This window comes from Brevibacillus brevis (genome assembly GCF_022026395.1).
GTDB lineage: Bacteria > Bacillota > Bacilli > Brevibacillales > Brevibacillaceae > Brevibacillus.
Genome location: NZ_CP041767.1, coordinates 1014501 through 1038072, shown reverse-complemented (window position 1 = coordinate 1038072; position 23572 = coordinate 1014501). Strand labels below are relative to the sequence as shown.

Here is a 23572-nt window from a genome sequence, read left to right as displayed (position 1 = left end):
AATATTTTACATTTACTATCAAAGGAGGATTTCTATGATTAACAAAAAAGCCATGAGCGCAATGTTCCTAGCTACAATGGTAGCAACAGGAGTCGTAAGTTATACAGTACCTACAGCAGCAGCAAAGATAAGTGAATCTACAAGTCATTTAAATCTTTATCCACCAGGAGTATTTTCTTACACACCGACGCCAGAGGAAGAAGCGCAATGGGGTTACCGCTGGGCCTTTTTGGATAAAGAACAGACTCTTAGAAAGTACGTTTATAAAGAACATGCATTGATGCAATACAATCAATATGGACCGGAATCTGATTGGAAAGGCTCAAACAAAGGAGTGTTTGCATACAAACCAACGCCAGAGGAAGATGCACAATGGGGCTATCGTTGGGCATTTATCGATAAAGAAGGCAAGGTTCGAAAGTTTGTAAAGAAAGAGAATGCTGATTTGATTTATAAGCAGATTTTTGGTTGAGCTATAAAATCTTATACTTTGGGTAATAGGCCGTCATCCGTTTCCATCCTGGACCTGTCTTCATACGATAAACAAAAACAGGGAGGAAATGAGGAATGCCCAAAAAAGTCTCGCTTTGTGAGCAGTTCTCCAGAATTATTAGGGGGCAATCCGGTTTTGCCGGCGGAAAATGTGTCTCAACCATCAATCGCAATCAAATAAAATCGACTATTTTGGGGAAAAGATTTCGCGTAACTTCTTCTTTTTCATTTGAATCCTTGAATCCAAAAACGGGCAAAGCGCTTTGCTTAGGGAGAGCTGCCTTCTTGCAGAAAGAAGTCAATCCGTTCATTACAACCATTCGGAAGCAAGGCATAAAAGTCTCGTCTATCCATAATGAATGGTTATTCGATCGTCCCCGCTTGATTTATGTAAATATAGAAGCAGTCGATAGACCTCTGGCTTTCGCAAGAAAAGTAAGGCGAGCATTGGATGCCATTCCTTCATGAGAATAGAAAGAAACGAGTCCTCTCTGTCACGGCAGGGAGGATTTTTCGTCTATAGAACCTAACTGCTCCATCAGCTATAATGAAAAACAACCAAAAATAGGGATTTTAGTGAAAAATCAGTACTCACTCAAACCTCCTACTAGGAAGGATGGATTCTCTTGGATACACAGATCATCGATATAGGCGTAAACCTGATGCACCGCTCCTTTCACCAAGACCGCGATGAGGTCGTTGCGAGAGCAGAGAAACAAGGAATATACCCGTTAATTTTGACAGGGACAAGCTTGAGAAACAGTTTGGATGCCTCACGATATGCGAGTCGCTCCAAAGGAAAGCTGTACACTACGGCAGGTATTCATCCTCACGATGCAAAAAGCTGTGATGAATCGACGATCAAGAAATTGAGAGAACTGGCATCGCTTCCCCATGTGGTAGCGATTGGAGAGTGCGGGCTGGATTATAACCGCGACTTCTCCCCGCGTGATATCCAAAGAAAGTGGTTCATCGAACAAATCTCCCTGGCCACAGAACTTCAACTGCCGTTGTTTTTACATGAACGCGATGCTCACCTTGATTTTGTCTCGATCTTCAAAGAGCATCGTCAAAATATCAATCGTGGGGTTGTACACTGCTTTACCGGAACCTCCAAGGAATTGGAAACCTATTTAGAGATGGACTTCCATATCGGGATTACGGGATGGATTTGTGATGAACGACGCGGGAAGCATCTTCGAGAGCTTGTCAGAAAGATTCCCCTGAATCGTTTGATGATTGAAACAGACGCGCCATTTTTAACCCCTCGTGATTTGAAAGAAAAGCCTGTGGATGGCCGGAATGAGCCAATTTATTTGAGACATATATTGCACGCGGTCGCACAATGCATGGGATTGAGCCCTGAAGAAGTGGCCAGCGCTACTACCAAGACTGCGAAAGAATTTTTTAACGTATAGGTAGTTTTCTAAAGAGGGCTAATGCCCTCTTTTTCATTTTGTGACAAGGCAGTGAATAGAGAGCATTTCACAAAAACGCCGCTTTACGATTGTTAAAAATAGATTTAAATTACAAATAATGGATATCAGAAAAGAGAGGTGGTTTGTTTATGCTAAAAAAAAGTATGGTTTCAAGTCTCGGTCTTTTATTCGTTGTGATGTCTTTCACACTTCCTACTCAGGCTGCAGAACCAACGCTTTTGAAATCGTCCGAACAAAATATTTCATCCCATGCATCACTAAAGCAATCCTTATCAGCGAGCTCTTCTTATGGAGCGAAAATGTGGATCAAGAACAATCAACTAGTCCCACAAGGCTGGGTAATTACCGACAGTACTAGTACCCAATTCGAAATTACATGCGTGATTGGGGCTACGTACCGAGCGACACTCTGGATCAAGTACAACCAACGGATTCCTGATGGATGGGCTGTTATAGATAGCAGTGGTACTTCTCTTCAAATGATTTATACACAAGGCGCAGGTTACGGTGATAAACTGTGGATGCGGAACAATCAAATCGTGCCGCAAGGATGGGTCATTACAGATAGTACGACGGATAAATTTGAAATTACGAGCATTCAAAGAGCGCCAAAGGGAGCGAAGCTATGGATCAGGTATAATCAACAGATTCCAGCAGGCTGGGTCGTTACCGATCGGTTTAACATGCGAATAGAAATCACATTTATGGGCTAGGACCACTATTGTAGTGGGACGCGAATTATCTGCGTTCCACTTTTTTATTTTGAAAGTGAAAGATTGTCAGCAGCTTTTCCGTCTATACAGTGACAAGGAGGTGGAACACCAGTGGAGGATCATACTGGCGCACGAATTGAGCAATGGTTTCACTCATACAGCCAAGATGTTTATCGTTTCCTGGTCTATTATACAGGACGAACAGACATCGACGATCTGGTGCAGGAGACCTTTATTCGTGCCCTCAAAGCTATGCAGGCAACAGAGGTTGAGAATCCCAAAACGTGGCTGTTTGCCATAGCACGAAACGTAGCCATTGATGAAAGACGCAAAACAAAGCTACTCAGATGGTTGCCGGAAATCTTCTTGCAGCATCTCGTTTCGCACGACAAAACTCCGGAAGAGTCGCTGATGTTAAGTGAAAATAAGCGTTTGCTCTATGAAATGATCAATCAATTAAAGTCTTCTTATCGGGATGTGTTGATACTAAGAGGGATCAAAGGACTATCGAGCAAGGAGACTGCAGAGGTGTTGGGCTGGAGCGAATCCAAGGTCAATCTCACGATGCATAGAGCGATAAAGTCGATTCAAAACAAACGAAATGTTTCGATTGCGGAGGTGATGAACGATGCCATCATGTGAGGAGCAGATCATTCTGGAAGAATTGAATCAATTCCCGGAGCAAATCCTTTCCCGAGAACGAAGCCAAGCAATATTAGAAGGTGTGCGAGAAGAAGGAGGTAAACTTCAAAAAGTGAACAAACGAAAAATGTACTATGGATGGATGGCAAAAGGGCTGATCACCTGCGGCCTATTGCTCGGTTTTTTCTGGTTGAAACCATTTTCTGCACCAGCAGAATCAACGAGCAGTTCAGCCTTGAATCCTGAAGAACAAACGTATTTTGCAGCTGCTCAAAAAGCCGTACAAGATGCGAGTGGCATTCAAAAGACCTTCTCATTTGGAGAGATTGAGAAAGGCGCAGACTCCTATAGGGTACAGGCAAAGAATCAAGAAACCCGAGAAGCCATCGTCACTTTTAAGCCTGGTACCACTGAGGTTCTTACCGTCTTTGCGAGGTTTGCGATCAACGAATTACCGAAGTCCTATCATACATATGTAGAGACTGCACAAGAAGCATTTAAGGATACGAAGCAACAGGTTACCTTCCAAAATACCGGTTTTTTCAAAAGTGAGAAGGAAGCATATTTTTCCTTTTGGACAGATGACAAACAATATGTCATAGTCGATCTCCCAACAAATAAAGTGTCTGATTTCATATTATATTACAACCTAGAAGACGTCGATCAAAAGATCATCTCCATGGCGCAAACAGCTTTGACCCGTTTATCCAATGAAAAAAATCTTTCCTTTACCCAGGCCCAAAAACGTTCAGATGAACGTGAAGAGAAATGGTTGCTCATGAATAAACAAAAGAAATATGAAGTAATGATCGGGGCAAAAACAGGTCAAGTGTATGAAGTGAGCCATGGAGCAGAAAACTATAAAATCAAAGCACTAAATGAAGTCATCCCTGTAACCAAGCCACTTATTCAGGACATTTTTGGCGTAGATATCTCTGGATATACGGCTTACGGCGGTCGGGACTGGGGCGGCTATATTTTGAGAAGTCCGGGGAAACCAAGTTTCTCCATACAGCTTGGAAATTTGGATGTTGGTGATATTAATCGAATTGAAATCGAATAGGCGACTTGGCTCGGTCATAGCAGAGGAAAACGGGTTCTATATTACGTATATGGAACCCGTTTTCCTTTTCCATCGTACTTTTGTTAGTCGATGGACAGCTTCATTTTCAGCCCCTCATGCGTCGCTTTAAATCCTAAGCGTTCATAAAAGTGCAACGCATCTTCTCGTTGTTTATCTGTCGTTAGTTGACACAGATGGCAGCCCCTCTCTTTCGCCCGTTCAATCGCCCATTCAATTAACTCGCTCCCAACTCCTTGACCCCTTTCCGTAGATGCTATCCGAACCCCCTCAATCGTCGCTCTCCAGCTACCTTGATGTGTCAGATAAGGAGTAAACGTAATCTGAAGGACACCAATAATTTCCTCATCCCGGCACGCCACAATCAATTCGTTATTGGGATCTGCGTCAATGGATTCAAACGCTTTTATGTAACTTTCTGGTAGCGGAGTTTCGTAACGCTCTCTCGTCTTGCCTAATTCATCATCCGCAAGCATTTGAACAATTCTATTCAGGTCTTTTGCTGTTGCGACTCGAAAATGAATCATCGTTTGCCTCCAACTGATTTTTGTGTGATTATTGTAACATCTTACAAAAAACCCCTTTAGTAAAAAGGGGTCGGGAATTCGTATATTTTTACTTGCACGTATTTCTTCTATTCGGATTCAAAATCAGCGCATCATCTTCCAGCTCAAACAATTTATCCAAAAGCGCATCCATGCCATGCTCCAATTTATATTCCATCTCTTCTTTATACAAAGGAATCAAGAAATAGGTATGAATCTTGTTCCCGTCCTTGGTGGGAATGACACTGATTTCCTCTGATAGCTGAAACAGAACGACTCCATTTAAACCCGTGCCATCCGCATACGGTTCATATTCCTGATAATTCGGTATCGTATGCCCGTATCCCAACCATGTATTGTACTGGTGAGGAAACCGTGCCAGCATTTTCATCAGTCTAATTGGCCAGTAGTTATTTTCATCCTCTAGCGACTCTTGTGTCAGTTCCCAGGAAGCCGGCAAAAATATCATCAGTTCTGCTCGCTCAATATTCTCTTCCATCTGCTCCTGTATTTCATCCGGGATCGTCATCGGCAGATCACTCATCCCATTCGTATACAGAACCCAAAATGGCTCTTCTTCTGTAGGGCTCATCACATTCACATCAATATGGATCGTATCGGAAATAATTTCGTGAAAAACATTGCTTTCTCTTCCGGCAAATACCTTTTCAAAGTGGGCAACGATTTCTTCTACATATTCCATGGGAGCTGGGGGTTCATAATCAGCTTGTTCGTTATATGTGTAAATCGTAGTACCGTCTTTTGACTTTTCTCCGTTGTTTGTACCGCCGAATAGCTTTTTGAAAAAGTTCATCGCAGATCCTCACCTTCTTATCATTCAGACGCTTGGTCCTCTCTATTGTATCGGCTTAAGATACACCCATGTTTTACCTTATCTATGTATTTCTTGCAAGAGAATTCCGAATCAACTTGCATAAAAAAGAGGGAAGCCTCGCTAGCGCTCCCTCTTTTCGTCTTTCTTATTTCCATTCTGTATAATACCTGATCTCTTCTTTATCTACCTTGAATCCAACCGATTTGTATAGAGACAAGGCTGATATATTCCTCGTTTCAACCATGAGATACGCGGATTTCAGCTCATGCGATTTTAGATACTCCAATGCTTGTGCCAGTAAAAACTTCGCAAATCCACGCTTCCGCCAAGGTTCTTGTACGAAAACATCCTCGATTACTCCATCTTCTTCCTCTCGCCATGCCATCAAGCCCGCAGCTATCGTATTGTTATAACGAATCACCATTGATGTCCAGAGCGCTTTACTCTTGTATTCAGACAATCGTTCATGTCCTAACGGAGCATCCGGCCAGATCGTGGCTTCCACATTCAAGTAATCTTTTTCTTCCCCTGAGCTCTCCATTTTCCAATATGAAAAATCAAAGCCTTCGTCCAGCGTTAACACAGGAATAGGTTCTAGTAAATCGCGTTTCATCTGATACAAGCTATTCAAATGCTTGTAGCCCATTTGAGTGAAAAATCGGTTGTTCTTTGTTTCAGATGAATCGTTGCCGACACATAGCATCGTTTGGTACGTAGCTGGCAACGTTTCTTTTAATTGCAGAGCTCTTTGCAGAAGATGCTGGTACACCTTTTCTAGCAATTCGGCGTCATCGTCTCGTTCCGGGAGCGTTTTTAGATTCACGTAGATTGAATGCTTGTTTTCTTCTGAACGTCCGGGAGGGATCGTATTTATGATACTGACTTGCCCCTTCGCGATCATTTTTCCATTTTCAAATGCACAATAAACATTACACCAATTTGCTTCTTCACCGACCCACCAAAACGTCGCGTTTTCTTTTGCAGTAACAGCTTGATATAGTTCGCCAAGTAACGGGAAGTCTTCCTTTTGAAAATTCCGAATAATAACGTCAGTTGAAAATTGCCTCACCTTTATACCCCTTTCAAAATTTTGCCCTTTGTTAGCATTTGCTCCATCACAATAAACGCCTCCTTTAACAGTTGTTGTCATATGGATTATACTGGGGTATGAAAACGATGGAAATACCTAGCGAGTTCAGCTAATCTTGATCTTCAAAAAGGAGCTTGCTTATGGACACGAGAATCCCGGAAAGCATTAGACCTTTCGTACACGACTATACGCAACGACTTATGACTGAACTGCCTACTGTCATCTACGGTGTGTATTTGTATGGTTCTATTGCTCTATCTGGCTTCGAGGAAGATAACAGCGATATTGATTTTGTAACACTTTTGCATAGAGGATTAACGAATGCTGAAATAGAAACGCTCAAGAACATTCATCAGGCTCTGCAAAACACCAACCCATTCGCTAAAAGAATGGACGGCATGTATATCCAGCTGGATGACGTCGGAAAAGCCAATCCATCCCTGGAGCCTTATCCTTACGTTGACAATGGGACATTCAAATCATCCGGCCACTATGATGTCAATCATGTGACGTGGTGGATCCTCAAGCAACGGGGCATTACCGTTATGGGGAGAAGTGTTGAAGCATTACACATCCCTACCCAATGGTTGGATGTCGGGGAAACGATGAAATACAATGTCCATGATTATTGGGCGCCGAAAGGAAAAAGCATGGTAAAATTCATGCTCGATGAGTGGGTAGAATTCGCCGTTTTCACCTTAAGCCGAATCTATTACGCGCTCATCCATGAGAGCATTATTCCGAAAAGAAAAGCCGTAGAACAGGCTTTGCAAGAGCTTCCCAGTGAATGGCATCCCTTGCTGAAAGAATCCTTGCGAATACGCTACCACCCAAATGAACCATCTTTATTTTCGAACAGATTCAAGCGGGCAAAGGAAACCCAGAGATTTATTCGCTATATCTGTGAATTGTCGCCTAGTCATACGGAATAAAGAAGGAGATTGGCTTATGAAGATCATGGAGCATTTGCAGCTTGAGCATTTTAAACAAATGGAACAACTCGAGCTTCAATACTACGATGCTGAATTTATTACACCGTACCAAGAGAGCTACAATTGGTATTTGTTTCGTCCCGATTCGGTCGTTGCGATCGAAGAGAATGGGCGCATCATTGCTTTTATGAACCTGCTTCCCGTCAAGCCGCATATTTACCTGCAAATTGCACAAGGGACATTTAAAGACAGCCTGATGACGACCGCGGATATCGAGGATTTAACGACTTCTCCCGAGCAAGTTTATTATTTTCTGTCCTGTGTCATTGTCGATCATTCTTATCGGAAAAGCCCTGCCTTGCGCATGATGCTACATCATTATCTCGATGTACTGGCTCATGTCGAGCAGAGTGGCTGCCGTATCCAATCGATCATCATGGATAATATCACAGAAGCAGGCAATCGGTTCGCTCAGCGCCTTTGCATGAAGCATGTATGTATAAGCGACCACGACTCTCATATACATGCCTCGGATTATGAAAGCTTCAAACAACATGTGCACGCGAGTTATCCCCTGCTGTCCCGCTAAAGGCTTCGCATCGACCGTTCTCGAACCAGTAAAGCAACTTACCTCCATGAAGCATCTTTTCTGGAGATAAGTTGCTTGCTTTTTAGTTGATGACCTTACCTGTCGAGGCTTCTATTGCCCATGGCTGTTCTGAATCCCGGCGGATTTGGTAAGCAAGTACTGGCTCTGCCCCTTTTTCCGCGGGCAAGTACACGAGTTCCAATGGAGCATGTTGCACAAATTGATCAAGTGCCTCTTCCTTGGAGAGCGTTTTTGCTGTCTGATCGGTTTGTACCCATGATAAATCCGAAAAATTGCCCGTAAGCTCGGTAACAAGCCCGCTAGCCAGCTCGACAGCCACTTTATAAGGATGATCCATGACGGGAATCCCGTTGACCTTCGGTGCAAAGGTAAACTGAATGGTGCTAGGTGACTCTTGCGACGCTTCCAATGACAGCTCACGAACATTGGCGGGGAGGAATTTCTCCAGGTGGGCTATCGCCATTGCTTGTGCCTGTTCGTAGGTCGTTTCTCGTTGGTACTTACGTTCATCTGTAGTCATCCGTGAATACCCGAGAAATGCTCCGTCATCTGTCGTCTCAACAGAAACGCCGTTGCCCTGCCCATCGTTCCAGGAATATGAAATACCGTGCGGATTTACACCGATGAATGCTTTTTGTTCCACCTTTATGCCCAACTTGCGCTCAAGCAGCTTTGCCACCTCACCAGAAGTTTTCAGCACGAGTGGTTTTCCTTGTCCTGAAACAGCAACGGACTTTTTCTCTGCTCCCGCTTGGCTGATCAGCTTGCCTGTTTTCGCTTGCACAAAAACATCTGATGCTACTACATATTGAAGCTCTGGTTGTTTCTTTCCTGCATAAACGAGGCGAAGCGTACTCCCCAGCTGTTGGGCAGCCTTCTTCTTGTCGATTGTCCCTTCACGATTGGCAGGCTGTGATGCTACGCCACTATCTTCGAGATCAGGGTAAAGAAGCAAGGTCATTTCCCCCGTTTTTGGGGAGATACGAACTGTCGCACTATTCTCCTGAAGAGGAATGCCATTGATGATTTTGCGAAAAGCCACTTCTCCCTGGGCCAAATTCGAGTGAACATAATCCACTTCAAACTGTTTGCTCTGTGCTCCCAGCTTCTTTTGCAAATAGGCCACTGCCTGATCTTCCAATGGTGATTTCTCACGTGTTGATGTGGGTTGACTCCTATCTGTTGGGTTCCTTGCAGGCTCCTCGGCTACGGACTGCGGCTGTAGAGTATCACGTGTAGCCGTTTGGTTTTGAACGATTTTGTTGCCTGCTTTTGGGATAGCTTCCTGCTCCTGCTGTGGCTTAGCCTTGCTTTCCACTGGAGGAGAAGGCGTAGCAAGCGGTGGCGTAGCTGTTATGACGGCTGGAGGTGAGATGGTTGTTTGCGTATCAACAGATGGCTTCTGCGCTGAATCATAGCTCAGCCAAACACCCATGAATACGGCTGCTGCAAGGGAACCAGCTCCCGCGACAACTCGCTTGATCTTCGCTGCTTGCTCCATTCGATACGCCTCACGAATGAGTCTCTCCTTGCCCATCTGCTTCCACACTTGACGAGGTGGGTTGCTCTCCTGCCTGACGTGATTCAGTAATTCAACTATGTGGTTTTCATCTGGCAAACTCATTAGCAATCCTCTCCTCGCAAACGTTGCCGAGTATTTTCTGCAACGCTTTTAGTCCCCTGTGACAGTCCACTCTCACTTTTGTCTCTGGAATCGCCAAAATCTCGGCTGTTTCCTTGACACTGTACTCCTTTATATAGCGAAAAATTACTATGATGCGCTGATCGGGCTTCAACTGTTGCAATGCCCGTTGAATACTATGCATCTCTTCTTTTGTCGCAAGCTCCTCTTCTGGAAGGCCCTCCGTAGACTTCATGAGGGCCAACCAGTTGTCTGAGAACAAACGCTGCCACTTTTGTTTGCGGTAATGATCAATCGCGACATGCTTGGCGATGGAAAATAGCCATGTCTTCATGGCGACCCGACCATCGTACCTCGGCAAAATTTTTAACAGTCGTGAAAATACTTCCTGCACCATGTCTTCTGCATCTTCTTGTCTGCCCGTAAAGTAGAGCAAAAAATAGTAGATGTCATCATAGTGAGCCTCGTAAATAACCCCAATTCGTTCCGCCAACTCCCCAGACAACAGGCTTCCCCCTTTCTTACTCGGTTTCTATCTCTTCTCCATAGGTGTAGAATTCGCCGGTTAGCGCATCGATTTCTTCGTTAGAAACGAGTGGAGAAATATAAACGAGCTCGGCCATGTTTTTATTTTCCTCATTTAAGGAGTAATACAGCTTCAGCGGATATTTTTTAAGAAACTTCTTGGCTGCTTCCTCTTTTGTCATAGCGTTCTTGATATCCGGGAGCTTGATCGTTTGAGAGACTCTCCAATCTAGTAAAGTTGCTTTTCCCGTAGCTGCATCTACGTGCGCCTGTCGAAGCATACCATCTACCGGATACCCCTGATGAAGCACGGTAAAGTCAAAGTTGTACAAATTTTGATCGGGTTCATATCGATTCGCAGTGACGGCCATTTCTTTATCGGTAAGAGGAAGGAACTCAGACATGGCTTCCACGGCAGCTTTTAGCGCCTGCTCTTCGTTCAGCTTTTTGTCTGCTTCACTTTTCCGCTTTGTATCCAATACTTGATAATTCGTGACCTTTCCTGTCTTGGTTTCGAAGAAAATATTGGCGATGACCTCCTCCTCCGTCATCCACAAATAGTTGGTGATTCCGGTTTTCGGATTGCTCTCTTCCTGAAAAGTTGCACGCCCTTTTGTAGGATTGTATCCTGTCTTAGCTGTCAAGAAAGCTACAGCCTCTTCTTTTGATTTGATGATTGTTTGCTTTGCTTTTGGTTGGAACTGAATGATTTTTTCATTTGGTTTGGCTGACCGTTCAGCTCCGGTGCTCGCATTGATTTCCTCGAAAGAAGGGGTGTATAAGAACCTGTAGCTTTGCCCATCTGCACTTTGTCCGTAGTAAGGCTTCATAGCAGATGCAAACATCGCTTCTACCTTTTCTTTTGGATGCACCTTATTGGGATCAGCGAATTGAATTTTGCTGATATCCTGTTCCATTTCCATTGGATCTGCATCCCCGTCGCCTTTGGCCAGATGCTGAATTTGCCCTTCGCTATTGATGGCGAAATTCAGTGTGTCATTGCGGAACGGAATCCCATTTACCATTTTGCGAAACAAAATCGAAGAATTACGATTAGAGGCTTCCTGATCCAACTGATAGTCCGCCATATCCTCGCCATACCATTGCTTCATGAACTCCGTTGCCTTTTTCTTCGCATCCTCTAGGGGGTAGGTGGAAGAGAAACCTTCTTTGCCTGTGATGTGGCTGAAAAATTTTACTTCACCTGAATTTTGATCGACATGCATTCTCACAAAGGGAGCTTTCTTTTCCTTCGTTTGATACTTTTTCACTTCAATCCGGGATGTTTCTGCGTTCATCTCAAATTCGGTGATCGGGTAGTTCCTTAGATAAGGCACAACTTGAACGAGTCTCTCAACAGACTTTTCGATCTTCCTGATCAGCTTCTCATCGATTGCACCATCACCTTTGCTCGCTCCCTGCACCGTTACGCTCGATTCTTTTGCCGCCATAGAACTGATGGGTGTCGTAACAGCCAGACTCGCTGTCATGATTGCCAATACGCTTTTCGTCCATTTATTCATGGTTCGTTCATTCCTCACTCTTTTTGGATAGTGATGCTGGGGCCCCAGCTATTTTTCGCTCTGTCCATTATTCGAATGAGTTCCCTTTTTGTTTCAGATGGAAAGAAAATTTTCCCAACGAAAATAGACTATAACGAGTTGTTAGGGCCCACCAAAGAAACGGAGCAGATAGTGAGACCTGAAAGGGGATTAAAATTATCCATTTAATAACAAATGATGAGTTATATGGAAATAGGCATGTTATACCGACAACTTTGGGCACCCAGGGCATATGATGACCAGTAGAAACAAGGCACAAGGCGACTACGGGAGGTAACTAATATGAACCTGACATTAAATCGACTCAGTCTGACGAATGTGGATGACTCTGCTGGTGGGTGGCAATATGAAGGTGGTAAAGTCTTTGAGGGAAATAACCATGTAGCCAATTACGCGAGTACGAAGCGAACCGTGCATCAGGGAACTGAAGCGCAGAATACGGCAATGCTCACATTGACACTTTTCTTTTTTGGTCTCGAGAATATTACTCTACAAGGAAGTCATGACTTCAGCTCTGGCAAGCAAATTGGAAGCGTTAGCGCTGCTTCATCCCTATTTGCTTCTAATATTGGTAAACAGTTCACAGTATTAGGAAATAATCTCGTTATTCAGTGATTTCAAGCGATGAGAAAAGCCGATTCCCCTTCATTTAAGGAGGATCGGCTTTTGAGATTTTGCTGTAAGGGTAGCACCAACAACATAACCAATTTACAGCATTAAGGGTCTAACATTGAGTTATTCGTTTTGCGTCGCTTATATTTTGCAGGAGCCATCTGCGCAATTGTCGCCGGATTGCTCATCTTTTTTCTCGTCGTTCTGCACGAATTTCAGAGCAGGAGCTGCGCTTTCTTCTTCCCATACCTGGTTCAATGCTCCCAAAAAGACTTCACCTGGCTGCGCGCCAGAGACTGCATATTTGTTATTGATGACAAAGAACGGTACGCCCGTGACACCCAAATCGTTGCCTCTTTGTTTGTCCTCTTGTACTTCCTCTCTGTATTCGTCTCCTGCCAGCATGGCGAGCGTCGCTTCCTTGTCCAAGCCCACCTCAGAAGCAAGCTGTGCCAGCACCTCGTGGTCACCGAGATGAAGTGATTCGGTAAAGTACGCCTTGAGCAGTCGCTCCTTCATTTCCTTCATTTTTCCATGAGCGTGGGCAAAGTGCGTCAAGCGGTGCGCATCAAATGTATTGGTCGGGATCATCGTGTCAAAATGATAATCAAGACCCACACCTTTTGCCATTTGGGTAACCTGGTCATTCATCCCCTTCGCTTGTGCGAGTGGAATGCTATACTTGGCTGCCAGTACTTCATGCATGTCCATATCGGTATCGCGTTCCATCTGCGGGTCGAGCTGGAAGCTGCGATATACGACCTCTACTTGATCCTTATGCGGAAATTGAGACAGCGCTCCTTCCAGACGGCGCTTTCCGATATAGCAAAACGGGCAGGCAAAATCAGACCAAATTTCAATTTTCATGTTACATCCTCCTCTATTTGAACGGAGCTGACCAAAAGACAGCAAACCGCACACTGCAAATTTCGTCGTACGCACATTATACAACAACACACGGTACGACTATGCACTTTGGAGGCTGAAAGCTGCACTTTGCCCTTAGCAAGTCATGCGAATGATGCGATCACAAATCGTTTCCGCATCTGCTTTGTCATGTGTGACCAGGATCGACGTCATCTTGGCAGCTCGCAGCATTCGCTTCAAGTCATCGCGTATTTTCGTTTTGAGCTCGGCATCCAGATTACTGAATGGCTCATCCATCAGCAAGATCGCCGGCCTAGGCGCCAGTGCACGCGCAAATGCGACACGCTGCTGCTGTCCCCCGCTCAGCTCATGTGGATATCGCTTGCCGTAGCCTTCGAGCTGCACGAGTGCCAGCATCTCTTTCAAACGAACCAGACGCTCTGCTTTGGACAATCGATGCAGACCGAACAAGATGTTTTGCTCGACAGTCAAATGCGGAAACAGCGCATAGTCTTGAAAAATCATGCCGATCCCGCGTTGCTCTGGCTCCACAAACTGCCCCTGATCGACCAATACTTTTCCATCGATCTGGATGCGCCCGCTCTTCGGGGACTCCAGTCCGGCTATCAAGCGAAGCAATGTACTTTTTCCACAACCGCTATTTCCGAGTAGCCCAACAACTTCCCCTTGCTCCATCTGCAAGCAAAAATCCCGGATGACGCTGCCATTCCCGCTTGCATAACCAAACGTCAGGTTTTTCACTTCAAAAAAAGTCATTTTGCCTGTCTCTCTCCTAACCAGTGATAGAAAATAACGGAGACGATTCCCACCGCAATGATACAGAGCGAAGGAATCGCGGCCTGGTGAATTTGTTCGTCGCTCGCATATTGATACGCCTTTGTTGCCAGCGTCTCGAAGTTATAGGGACGAAGAAGCAAGGTAAGCGGCAATTCCTTCACGATTTCCATGAACACCAAGATAAAACCGGTGAGTACAGCCCCTTTGATTAAAGGCAAATCCACTTTAAAAAAGGTCCGTGTCATGCTCATCCCGAGCATACGTGCCGCTTCTGAATAGCGGTTTCCCGTCTTCTCAAACCCCGCTTCGACTGCATTGAATCCAACTGCAAGGAAGCGGATGATGTAGGCAAACGTCAGCATGAACAAAGACATGCTGAGTACCAGCTTGTTTGCGCCCAAGCCCAGCCAGCTATAGAAGGAACTCAGTTCTTTATCTACGGACATCATCACCGCCATTACTCCAATAGACAAGACTGCGCCCGGAATAGAATAGCCCATGGAAATCAAGCGCGTCAGTGCCACAGCAAATATCGAGCCTCGGGAGAATCGGATGACATTCGCAACGATTACCGCGAGCAGCATCAAGATGGTGATCGAGATACAAGAGATGAACAGCGTATTGCTCAAGAGCTTCCAGAAGGTCTCGTTCAACACTTCCCCATACGTCCACGTCGCCCAGACAATCAACTGCCCAACAGGGATCACAAACGAAAATGAAACAATAACCAATCCGAAGATTACGGCAGCGTACATCGTGATTCCGCGCAATTTTCTGCGTGTAAGCGGCGTGCTCCTGTTCGTAGGCGAGCTGTATTTTTTCCGCTTACGCACGAGTCGCTCAACGATAAAGATCCCGATAATCAAGGTCATGAGCCAGGCGGACAAACGAATGGCCGATTCCACGTCATACATGCCAAACCACGTCTTGAAAATCGCCGCTGAAAAAGACTGAATCCCAAAATGCTTCGTCACTCCAAAATCATTGAGCACTTCAAATGCCACAAGACTGGCTCCACCGACGATGGCTGCCTGCGACATAGGCAGGACGATGCGAAAAAAGATATGTGTTTGGTTTTTTCCGAGCAATCTGGCATTTTCAATGAACACAGCACTCTGTTTTTCAAGAAAGGTTTTCGTAATCAAATAGACGTACGGGAACAAAAACAACGTAAAAATAAAAATAGCGCCCTTCATCGACATGATGTCAAAGTAGCGTTGATCGAGCGTCAATCCGAATGCATCGCGCAAAAACGTCTGGATACTCCCCGTATAGCTGAGCATGGAGCCGTACGTGTATGCTGCGATGTACGGAGGAATCGCCAGCGGCAGCACGAAAGCAAATGAAAAAAAGCGACGCAATGGAAAATCGTAAGCAGCGACCAGCCAGGCCAAGGTCACACCTACGATGATCGTACAGGCTCCGGTACCGAGCACGAGCCATAACGATTGCAGCGCGTAATCCAGCAGCATGTACTCTTGGATATGCTGCCAGTTTTCATTCTGTTTTTGAAAGAGTCCAAAAAAAATATAAAGAGACGGGAGAAGGGCCAAAAAGGCCCCTATCACGCTCAGCGTTACCCACCCGTTCAGTTTTCGTCTCAGGCTTCTACGCAAAAGTGCCCCCGTCATGCTTATTTCCAACCTGCTTGATTCAGCAGTTCTACCGCTTTTTTGTTATACTCACCGAGCTTGGCAAAGTCGAGCTTTTGCGTTTTGAATTCTCCCCACTCTTTCAAAAGAGCAGGCTTGTCAGCCTCTGCATTGACAGGGAACTCGTAGCTTCCGTTTGTCAGCATCGTTTGAGCCTCTTTCCCTGTGACGAACTCAATCAACTTCACGGCATTGTCCTTGTTTTTCGCGTGCTTGGTCAAACCAATACCGCTGATGTTCAAGTGTGTGCCTGTCGTTTCTTGGTTCGGGAAGAAAACGCCGATGTTTTGCGCGACTTTTACTTCCTCTGCATCTTTGGAGTTCAGCATTTGCCCAACATAGTAGGTGTTCATGATCGCAACGTCACCGACTTTGGCAACGACAGCCTTTGCCTGATCGCGATCTCCACCTTCAGGCTTGCGCGCGAAATTGTTTACAAGACCTTTTGCCCAATCCAAAGCAGCCTGCTCGCCATTCAGCTCTATAAAAGAAGCAACGAGTGACTGGTTGTACAGGTTGGAAGAAGAGCGTACCAATACTTTGCCTTTCCATTTATCTGTAGCCAAATCTTCATACGTAGACAGCTGCTCTGGCTTCACGCGATCTTTCGCATAGACGATTACTCGCGCACGGGTAGCCATACCGATCCATTGGTTGTCAGGATCACGCAGCTCTTTCGGTACTTTTTTCTCTACTTCAGCAGATTGAATCGGTTGCAGAACGCCATTTTGCTTCGCGTAGTTCAGAACTCCACCGTCAACCGTGATGAACAAATCCGCTTCGGAGCTCTCCCCTTCACGCTTCAAGCGCTCAACCAGCTCTTCTGCTGTGCCCTTCACTTCATTTACCTTGATGCCTGTTTGCTTGGTAAATTCAGCGAACAATTTGCTATCAATATCATAATGACGCGCAGTAAATACGTTCACGACTTGCTCTGTGGCAGCCGGCTCCTGTGCCTTTGGCGCTTCTGTTTGCGGCTGGGCAGTATTCGCGCCGTTTCCGCATGCAGCAAGTAAAGGCATCGTCAGCATCGTACTCAGCATGACCGCCAGCATCGATTTTTTTCTCATTTTGATTCTCCCTCTCTATCGCACTGATTATTGATAATGAATATCATTGCCAATTGACAAGGCTTATTGTATCGAACAAAAATGAGAAAATGCTGTGAAAATAAAAAAACATCCTCAATTTTTTATTTGAGATGCGGATCGGTTGAAATTCGCTGAACGAAGCGGCACAAAAATAGACACAGTCGTCCCTTTCTGCTCCACACTCTGAATCGTTATGATACCGTTGTAACGCGTGAGCAATCGTTTGGCGATGGCAAGTCCGAGTCCATACCCGCTCTCCCCGCTGCTTCTTGCTTTGTCTACCCGATACAACCGGTCCAAGACATACGGCAAATCCTGCTCGGGTATGCCGATTCCTTCATCGATGATTTCCATACAGGCTACCGTTTCTTCCACCTTGGCCCTCACGCAGACTCTCCTGCTCTCCCCGGAATACTTGACCGCATTATCCAAAAGGATCAGTAGCACTTGCTCCAAGTGTTCTTCCGATATGGCCAGAATTTCTCCAGCCAAAGGCGCAAGTTCTTGCTCAATCGTAAATGTCGGCTGAATCATGGCGAATTTCTTGACGATGTGATAGACAGCTCGATCCGGCTCATGGAGCGCGACATCCTCTTCTACCTCCACATGCTCCGCTCTCGTCAAAGCGAGCAGCTCCTGCACCAGTCCTTTTAATCTGGCGAGCTCTTGAACCGATGTCTGCAAGGATTCCTCCAAAACAGCCGGATCATGTTTACCCCAGCGCCGGAGCATTCCCAGATGCCCTTCGATAATCGCAATCGGCGTCCGCAGCTCATGTGAGGCATCTTCGACGAATTGTCTCTGCTGCAAAAAGGAACGCTCCACCTGATCCATCATTTTATTGAACATTTTCATCAAGGTCGCAATCTCATCCTGATTATCGTGAAACTGCACACGTTCATGGAATCCTTTTTGCCGGACGTTGCTCATCGTTTCATTCATCGATTGCAGGGGTCGAAGTAACTGCCTCGCGAGCAATCTGCCACCCAGACCGCTTATAATCACAGCAGTGAAGCATCCAATAGCCATGACCTGAAAGAGCGCACCACTCAACTGCCCAAACTCTTTCATATTCTTCAGAATCATCACTGTCCCGTTAAATTGAAAGATCGTAAGCGGACTGCTCATGATCAATAGGTCACCACGCACTTCTTGGGTCTGGGTGCGAATCGACTGAACAGGCGGAAGCGGTGGCAGTGTGATATCTTGAAAATTTTCCGATACGACAACAATCGGATTACCCTCTTCGTCCAGAATACGAATCATCTGGTTTCGTTGATTGATTTTCTCCAGGAAGCTGCGCAGCTCTGTGAGGTCCTCGCCCTCAAAAGATTGCTCTTTTTCCAATGCGTAGTTAAGAAATTCTCGCATTGTCTGCTGCACAACCTGCTCTTCCTGATTAAACATCCACTTCTCTACAAAAAAGTATTGGAAGCCATTATAGCCAATGAATACAAGAAAAAGCAGAAGCGACGACCAGAGTGTCAGCTTCCATTTGATCGGGAGCTTTAAAAATCTCGATGGTCCTCTCATTTTCGCATCACGTAGCCAATCCCGCGTACAGTCGAGATATAGCTGTCCTCATTGGGGGAATCGATTTTATTGCGCAAATACCGAACATATACATCGACAACATTGGTCTCGACAGCCGCCTCGAAACCCCATACAGTATCGAGCAGCACCTCGCGAGGCAGGACTCGATTGATGTTTTTCATAAACGTCACGAGCAAATCGTACTCCCGTTTGGTCAGCTCGACAGGTTGATTATTTTTGGTGACGATACGTCCCTCCATATGGACCACCAGCCCTCGATGCGCGAGCATGGTTCGGGGGACATTCTCCTGTTCTTCCTGACGGCGGAACACGACGCGTATGCGTGCCAACAGCTCCTCAATCGCGAATGGCTTCGGAATATAATCATCGGCCCCACTGTCCAAGCCTGAGACGCGGTCCGTAATACTGTCTCTGGCTGTCAGCATAATTATCGGCGTTTTTTTCACGCTGCGTATTTTTTGACAAACCGCAATACCATCAAGCCCCGGAAGCATGACGTCCAATAATATGACATCCCATTCTTCCTGCAAAGCGAGCTCGAGTCCTTTATGTCCATCATGCGCGACTGTAATCGCAAACGATTCGTAGCGCAGCTCCAGTTCAATAAATCGGGCCATATTGATCTCATCTTCTATCAGCAACACTCTTTTCACGTTTTGCCCACCCTTTTGCCCATGCCGGGGAATTCCACCTGATTGTAGATGAAAATAATTATCAACGTCAATGTTCTCCTACCCAGCCCAGTAACCATACGCCCATCACTTACATAAAATATGTCAAACTGGTTCATGAAGTAAGGTGGTGTATAACATGTATGGATATCAGCCTTATGAATACCCATATGAACATGACTTGCGAGCCGTGTCCTCCCAACATGGACGGAGAACAGGACAATCTTTTGCCGAAATTCAGGGTGGTCCACTGGCACCGAACCTGCACGGCTACGTTGTTTTTACCGATGTCCCCTACGGCACCGAAGTGTTCGTCGAAGTCAGCGGCCTCCCCGCTTTCCAGCCAGCCACTGGCAATCAGCAGCAAATCGGGCCATTTGGTTTTCATTTGCATGAGCATGGCGTCTGCACGGTAGGAAATCGGGAAGATCCTTTTACCGCAGCAGGCAGTCATTGGAACCCTACACAACAACCACATGGCAACCACGTCGGCGACTTCCCCGTGCTGTTTTCCAATGACGGCTATGCACGAATGACTTTTTTCACAAACAAAATCAGTGCAGCAGATGTCGTCGGCAGAAGCTTGATCATCCATCAAAGTCCGGATGACTTCCATTCACAGCCGGCAGGAAATAGCGGAAAACGCCTGGCATGTGGATTGATCTACGCTGGATAACGCTTCCCTCGAACAGGAAAAGGGGGCAACCATGGTTAGCTGCCCCCCTCGCATTATTGAATTAGCTAGCGCCGTAATGTCGACAAATCAAATGCCGGTACAAGCCCTTCTTCGGCTGCACGACCGAGCAACGCCTCGACAGCTGCATAACCATCGTTACCCAAATTTCTCGTAAATTCATTCACGTACAAGTTAATATGCGCTTGCGCTACCTCCAGGGATAACTCCTGGGCATGGGACATGACATATTCTTGTGACGCAGTTGGATTCGCCCACGCATATTCCACAGAGGAGCGCGTCCAATTGGTCAGAGCCTCGATGTCCATTGATTTTTTCGCAATAATGGCACCCAGTGGAATCGGCAGATTGGTATCAGACTCCCACCAGTTGCCCAAGTCAGTCATGAGAGACAGCCCGTAGTTTTGATACGTAAAACGAGCCTCGTGGATTACGAGTCCTGCATCGATCTTGCCGTCACGTACAGCAGGCATAATCTCATGAAACGGCATGACGACGATCTCCCCTACACCACCCGGGACATTTTGTGCAGCCCAGAGCCGGAACAGTAGATAAGCTGTGGAGCGCTCACTCGGAACCGCTACCCGTTTGTTGGACAGGCGTGCTGGATCATTCGCGCTCTGGCCAGAATTTCCTTGCGTCAAAACGAGTGGCCCGCATCCTCTGCCCAGTGCACCACCGCAAGGGAGCAACGAGTAGTTGTCCATCACCCATGGCAATGCCGCATAGGAGATTTTCATTACTTCTGGGCCTTCTCCCTGTGCAGCAAGCGTATTCGTAATATCGATATCTGCATACATAATATCGAGCTTTGGCGCTCCCGGAATCAAATCATGTGCCCAGGCATGAAAAACAAAAGTGTCATTCGGACATGGTGAAAATGCAATTTTCATGATAGTACCTCCCGTAGTACAGAGCTTCCCTTTTCCAGAGATTCCAACGCATCTTTTATCCGCCAAGCGGATTTATCCCGCGGTCCAATTGCATTCGATACCGTGCGAATTTCCAGAACAGGTCGTCCAGCAGACTCGGCAGCAGTCGCAACGCCGTACCCCTCCATCGCTTCAGCTAGTGCTTCTGGCATCCGCTGTGCCAAAGCCGTCGCTGTTTCCGCTGTTCCCGTCACGGTGGATAGTGTGAGGATGATGCCTTTTTTGGCGACCAAGCCTGCCTCTTTCATGGAATTGGCCAGCTGTTCGACCAACTCCTGATCAACACTTACCCGAGCTGATCCAAATCCGAGCTCGTCCACACTGCAAAAGCCCTCAGGCGTTTCTGCACCCAAATCGGCACAAATAATCTCAGTTGCGACAACCAGCGACCCAATCTCTGCTTGTCCCACGAATCCACCGCATATACCTGCACAAATGACGAGATCGTAGTCCGCGATTGCAAGTGCTCTGGCCGTACTCGCTGCGGCTGCTGCCGGCCCTACTCCCCCAGCGATAACAATGAATCGCTCATCTCCTTGAAGGCCGCGCATCACTGCATCCCGTTCTGCGTCAACGGAGGTCACGACCAAAATGCTTCTATATTGTTGTGACAAAATCATTTGCCCTGGCTCCTTTCAACCGCTTTCCACCTTCCACGTTATCGCTACTTTTTGTCTATGTAAAGCCGTTTAAAAAGTTTGTCAAAAGACAGGGAAATACTTACAATGAATCCTGTTGTCCATTTCCTTTAGATGAGAGGTGACCGATCATGCTTCATCCACCGAATCCGAACACCCATCCCGACTGGCTTGCTCCCCACTCTTTGGCCTGGTACACACAGTTGGGCAAAATGACGGGTGAATACGTATACCCATGGCGCTCTACCATTACAGAACCGAATGGCGAGTCGCTTTTTATGGAAGAAATTAGTCGTATCGTTCCGAGTCAATCCGTTCTTGACATCGGCTGCGGGCATGGCGCATTCACACTGCACTGGAGCCGTTCCGCCAAAGAAATCGTCGGCTTGGATGTGACAGAAAACTTTGTGCAAAAGACCCGTACGCAAACACCCGAAAACGTCTCCTTCGTTGTCACCAATACGAAATATACCCTCCCCTTCCATGACGATACGTTCGATTGCGCCTACAATCGCAAGGGACCTACCTCCGCCTATCCAGATATAGCACGCGTCGTCAAAAGAGGAGGCTCATTCATTGGATTACATCCGGGCGATCAGTTGTCCGCCGAATTATTCGAATGGTTTCCTCATTTATTTGGTTCACGTACAGCAGACACCCCGATCTTGCAAAATCTGCAGGAGAGACTCAGACAAGCCGCTTTCCAGCGAGTGGATATTCAGACCGTGATTGCCACCGAGTATTTTCAGGCCCCGCTCGATGTCATTCGCATGCGTTGCTTTGGGCAAAGTCCCACTATTCTCACGTCCGCCATCGAACAACACATGGAGAGTGTTATGCCGATTTTTGACCGCTATGCGACTTCTGACGGTCTGCCTACTACGCATATGTATTACCTCGTACGCGCGATTGTTTGATTCGTCCTGTTAAAAAACCTCCAGCCGCATTTGGCCCGAGGTCGTCACTTCGCTTATCCTTTTAGTAAATAGCTGTTGCCGTCTTCATCCTGAAAAGTCGCATAGGTCCCCGCCATTTTGGTAATCATAATATCCTCCTTACTAATTCGAACCTTCTCATCCCATTTTAACCGAAAAAAAGTTTACTTATCGCTATTAGCAAACCCAGAAGTTGACAATAGTTGCACGGAAATTTATATTTAATTACGAAATGTAAGAAACAAAACATTGAATAAGCTTCTCCCTAATAATGCATCATGTTAGTGTAAAAACAAGTTGCAGGAGGAATGCAAAGTGGGTAAGGATTTTATTGCAGCCGTAAAAGACAGAAGAACGTACTATGGGATCAGCAAGGAAAATGTTGTCTCTGATGAACGCATTAAAGAAATCTTACAGGAAGCAGTAAAGTACACACCATCCGCATTCAACTCCCAAAGCGCTCGCGTTGTCGTCCTCTTGGGTGCGGAGCACGATAAGCTGTGGAACATTACCAAAGAAACGCTGCGTAAAATCGTTCCCGCTGAAAATTTCGGAGCCACGGAAGAAAAAATGAACTCCTTCGGTAGCGGCTACGGCACTGTTCTTTTCTTTGAAGACCAAAGCGTCGTCCAAAACCTCATGCAGCAATTCGAAGCGTACAAAGATAATTTCCCGATTTGGTCCGAGCAATCTTCCGGAATGCTTCAGTATGTTGTATGGACTGCTTTGGAAATCGAGGGCTTCGGTGCTTCCTTGCAGCATTACAATCCACTCATCGATGAAGAAGTCCAACAAACGTGGAAGCTCCCTAGCGAATGGAAGCTGAGAGCACAGATGCCTTTTGGCAAGCCAACCGCTCAACCAGGAGAAAAACAATTCCAATCGTTGGATGAGAGAGTGAAGTTCTTTTCCTAAGTAACATTTTGCTCCATGTTTGTAATGGACGGCTCAGAATTTCCTATTCGGGCCGTCCTTTCGTGTATTGAGCGATTGCTTTCCTCTGTCGTCTGTGATAGTATT

26 protein-coding genes are annotated in these 23572 nt (G+C 46.1%); 12 read left to right on the top strand and 14 right to left on the bottom strand.

What is annotated here, in order from left to right; translation table 11 throughout:
* The first annotated feature begins 34 nt into the window (after positions 1 to 34).
* The 6 genes from FO446_RS05265 to FO446_RS05240 all read left to right on the top strand — a co-directional run bounded on the left by FO446_RS05265 (position 35) and on the right by FO446_RS05240 (position 4349).
* Complete coding sequence (locus FO446_RS05265; protein WP_173611353.1) at positions 35 to 472, top strand: hypothetical protein; 438 nt, start codon at positions 35 to 37, stop codon at positions 470 to 472.
* Between the two features lie 95 nt (positions 473 to 567).
* Positions 568 to 960, top strand: a complete 393-nt coding sequence (locus tag FO446_RS05260) for a DUF1259 domain-containing protein (protein ID WP_173611352.1) — start codon at positions 568 to 570, stop codon at positions 958 to 960.
* 158 nt (positions 961 to 1118) lie between these two features.
* Positions 1119 to 1910 carry a TatD family hydrolase gene (locus tag FO446_RS05255; RefSeq protein ID WP_173611351.1) on the top strand — a complete coding sequence of 264 codons (792 nt, stop codon included), beginning with the start codon at positions 1119 to 1121 and terminating at the stop codon, positions 1908 to 1910.
* Between the two features lie 149 nt (positions 1911 to 2059).
* Positions 2060 to 2644, top strand: coding sequence for a hypothetical protein (locus FO446_RS05250; protein ID WP_173611350.1), 585 nt, complete (start codon positions 2060 to 2062; stop codon positions 2642 to 2644).
* Between the two features lie 111 nt (positions 2645 to 2755).
* Entirely contained in the window at positions 2756 to 3286 is a 531-nt protein-coding gene (locus tag FO446_RS05245; protein WP_173611349.1) for an RNA polymerase sigma factor, read from the top strand.
* A gap of 142 nt (positions 3287 to 3428) precedes the next feature.
* Complete coding sequence (locus FO446_RS05240; protein ID WP_237900060.1) at positions 3429 to 4349, top strand: hypothetical protein; 921 nt, start codon at positions 3429 to 3431, stop codon at positions 4347 to 4349.
* Positions 4350 to 4432: 83 nt separating this feature from the next.
* Here the strand turns inward: FO446_RS05240 and FO446_RS05235 are convergent, their stop codons facing one another.
* The 3 genes from FO446_RS05235 to FO446_RS05225 form a co-directional block, all read right to left on the bottom strand.
* Complete coding sequence (locus tag FO446_RS05235) at positions 4433 to 4894, bottom strand: GNAT family N-acetyltransferase (RefSeq protein WP_237900058.1); 462 nt, start codon at positions 4892 to 4894, stop codon at positions 4433 to 4435.
* An 88-nt stretch (positions 4895 to 4982) separates the two neighbouring features.
* On the bottom strand, positions 4983 to 5726 hold the full coding sequence (locus tag FO446_RS05230) for a suppressor of fused domain protein (RefSeq protein ID WP_173611346.1): 744 nt from the start codon (positions 5724 to 5726) through the stop codon (positions 4983 to 4985).
* Positions 5727 to 5892: 166 nt separating this feature from the next.
* Positions 5893 to 6816 carry a GNAT family N-acetyltransferase gene (locus FO446_RS05225; protein ID WP_237900056.1) on the bottom strand — a complete coding sequence of 308 codons (924 nt, stop codon included), beginning with the start codon at positions 6814 to 6816 and terminating at the stop codon, positions 5893 to 5895.
* A gap of 161 nt (positions 6817 to 6977) precedes the next feature.
* On the opposite strand from FO446_RS05225, the gene FO446_RS05220 reads away from it, so the two are divergent.
* Entirely contained in the window at positions 6978 to 7769 is a 792-nt protein-coding gene (locus tag FO446_RS05220; RefSeq protein WP_237900054.1) for an aminoglycoside adenylyltransferase domain-containing protein, read from the top strand.
* A 16-nt stretch (positions 7770 to 7785) separates the two neighbouring features.
* Positions 7786 to 8358 (top strand): hypothetical protein, encoded by a 573-nt coding sequence (locus FO446_RS05215; RefSeq protein ID WP_232774392.1) that lies wholly within the window; start codon positions 7786 to 7788, stop codon positions 8356 to 8358.
* Positions 8359 to 8440: 82 nt separating this feature from the next.
* Here the strand turns inward: FO446_RS05215 and FO446_RS05210 are convergent, their stop codons facing one another.
* Genes FO446_RS05210 through FO446_RS05200 form a run of 3 tightly spaced genes read right to left on the bottom strand, consistent with a single transcriptional unit; the run spans position 8441 to position 12069 of the window.
* The gene (locus FO446_RS05210; protein ID WP_232774393.1) at positions 8441 to 10003 is read right to left on the bottom strand and encodes a YcdB/YcdC domain-containing protein; all 1563 of its coding nucleotides are present in this window, start codon (positions 10001 to 10003) and stop codon (positions 8441 to 8443) included.
* Positions 9987 to 10526 (bottom strand): RNA polymerase sigma factor, encoded by a 540-nt coding sequence (locus FO446_RS05205; protein ID WP_173611341.1) that lies wholly within the window; start codon positions 10524 to 10526, stop codon positions 9987 to 9989. Before FO446_RS05205 ends, FO446_RS05210 begins: the two co-directional genes overlap by 17 nt.
* Before the next feature lie 16 nt (positions 10527 to 10542).
* Positions 10543 to 12069, bottom strand: a complete 1527-nt coding sequence (locus FO446_RS05200; RefSeq protein ID WP_232774394.1) for a YcdB/YcdC domain-containing protein — start codon at positions 12067 to 12069, stop codon at positions 10543 to 10545.
* Positions 12070 to 12390: 321 nt separating this feature from the next.
* Between FO446_RS05200 and FO446_RS05195 the strand changes: the two genes are divergently transcribed.
* Complete coding sequence (locus FO446_RS05195; protein WP_064203004.1) at positions 12391 to 12723, top strand: hypothetical protein; 333 nt, start codon at positions 12391 to 12393, stop codon at positions 12721 to 12723.
* 138 nt (positions 12724 to 12861) lie between these two features.
* Here FO446_RS05195 and FO446_RS05190 read toward each other — a convergent pair whose 3' ends face one another.
* The 6 genes from FO446_RS05190 to FO446_RS05165 all read right to left on the bottom strand — a co-directional run bounded on the left by FO446_RS05190 (position 12862) and on the right by FO446_RS05165 (position 19335).
* The gene (locus FO446_RS05190; RefSeq protein ID WP_173611339.1) at positions 12862 to 13587 is read right to left on the bottom strand and encodes a DsbA family oxidoreductase; all 726 of its coding nucleotides are present in this window, start codon (positions 13585 to 13587) and stop codon (positions 12862 to 12864) included.
* A 135-nt stretch (positions 13588 to 13722) separates the two neighbouring features.
* Positions 13723 to 14364 (bottom strand): ABC transporter ATP-binding protein, encoded by a 642-nt coding sequence (locus tag FO446_RS05185; RefSeq protein WP_237900052.1) that lies wholly within the window; start codon positions 14362 to 14364, stop codon positions 13723 to 13725.
* A complete protein-coding gene (locus FO446_RS05180; protein WP_237900050.1) occupies positions 14361 to 16016 on the bottom strand; it encodes an ABC transporter permease in 1656 nt (551 codons plus the stop codon). The genes FO446_RS05185 and FO446_RS05180 overlap by 4 nt, the downstream gene beginning before the upstream one ends.
* 2 nt (positions 16017 to 16018) lie before the next feature.
* Positions 16019 to 17107 carry a Fe(3+) ABC transporter substrate-binding protein gene (locus FO446_RS05175; protein ID WP_237900048.1) on the bottom strand — a complete coding sequence of 363 codons (1089 nt, stop codon included), beginning with the start codon at positions 17105 to 17107 and terminating at the stop codon, positions 16019 to 16021.
* Positions 17108 to 17221: 114 nt separating this feature from the next.
* Complete coding sequence (locus FO446_RS05170) at positions 17222 to 18661, bottom strand: sensor histidine kinase (RefSeq protein ID WP_173611335.1); 1440 nt, start codon at positions 18659 to 18661, stop codon at positions 17222 to 17224.
* Entirely contained in the window at positions 18658 to 19335 is a 678-nt protein-coding gene (locus tag FO446_RS05165; protein WP_173611334.1) for a response regulator transcription factor, read from the bottom strand. The genes FO446_RS05170 and FO446_RS05165 overlap by 4 nt, the downstream gene beginning before the upstream one ends.
* 157 nt (positions 19336 to 19492) lie before the next feature.
* Here FO446_RS05165 and FO446_RS05160 point away from each other — a divergent pair, with 157 nt between their 5' ends.
* Positions 19493 to 20029, top strand: a complete 537-nt coding sequence (locus FO446_RS05160) for a superoxide dismutase family protein (RefSeq protein WP_237900046.1) — start codon at positions 19493 to 19495, stop codon at positions 20027 to 20029.
* A gap of 65 nt (positions 20030 to 20094) precedes the next feature.
* Here FO446_RS05160 and FO446_RS05155 read toward each other — a convergent pair whose 3' ends face one another.
* The gene (locus tag FO446_RS05155) at positions 20095 to 20940 is read right to left on the bottom strand and encodes a 1,4-dihydroxy-6-naphtoate synthase (protein WP_173611332.1); all 846 of its coding nucleotides are present in this window, start codon (positions 20938 to 20940) and stop codon (positions 20095 to 20097) included.
* On the bottom strand, positions 20937 to 21599 hold the full coding sequence (locus tag FO446_RS05150) for a futalosine hydrolase (RefSeq protein WP_237900044.1): 663 nt from the start codon (positions 21597 to 21599) through the stop codon (positions 20937 to 20939). Before FO446_RS05150 ends, FO446_RS05155 begins: the two co-directional genes overlap by 4 nt.
* 149 nt (positions 21600 to 21748) lie before the next feature.
* Between FO446_RS05150 and FO446_RS05145 the strand changes: the two genes are divergently transcribed.
* Together FO446_RS05145 and FO446_RS05140 are read left to right on the top strand one after the other, a co-directional pair.
* Positions 21749 to 22534, top strand: coding sequence for a class I SAM-dependent methyltransferase (locus tag FO446_RS05145; protein ID WP_221868777.1), 786 nt, complete (start codon positions 21749 to 21751; stop codon positions 22532 to 22534).
* Positions 22535 to 22867: 333 nt separating this feature from the next.
* Positions 22868 to 23467, top strand: coding sequence for a nitroreductase family protein (locus FO446_RS05140; protein WP_237900043.1), 600 nt, complete (start codon positions 22868 to 22870; stop codon positions 23465 to 23467).
* The last annotated feature ends 105 nt before the right edge of the window (positions 23468 to 23572 follow it).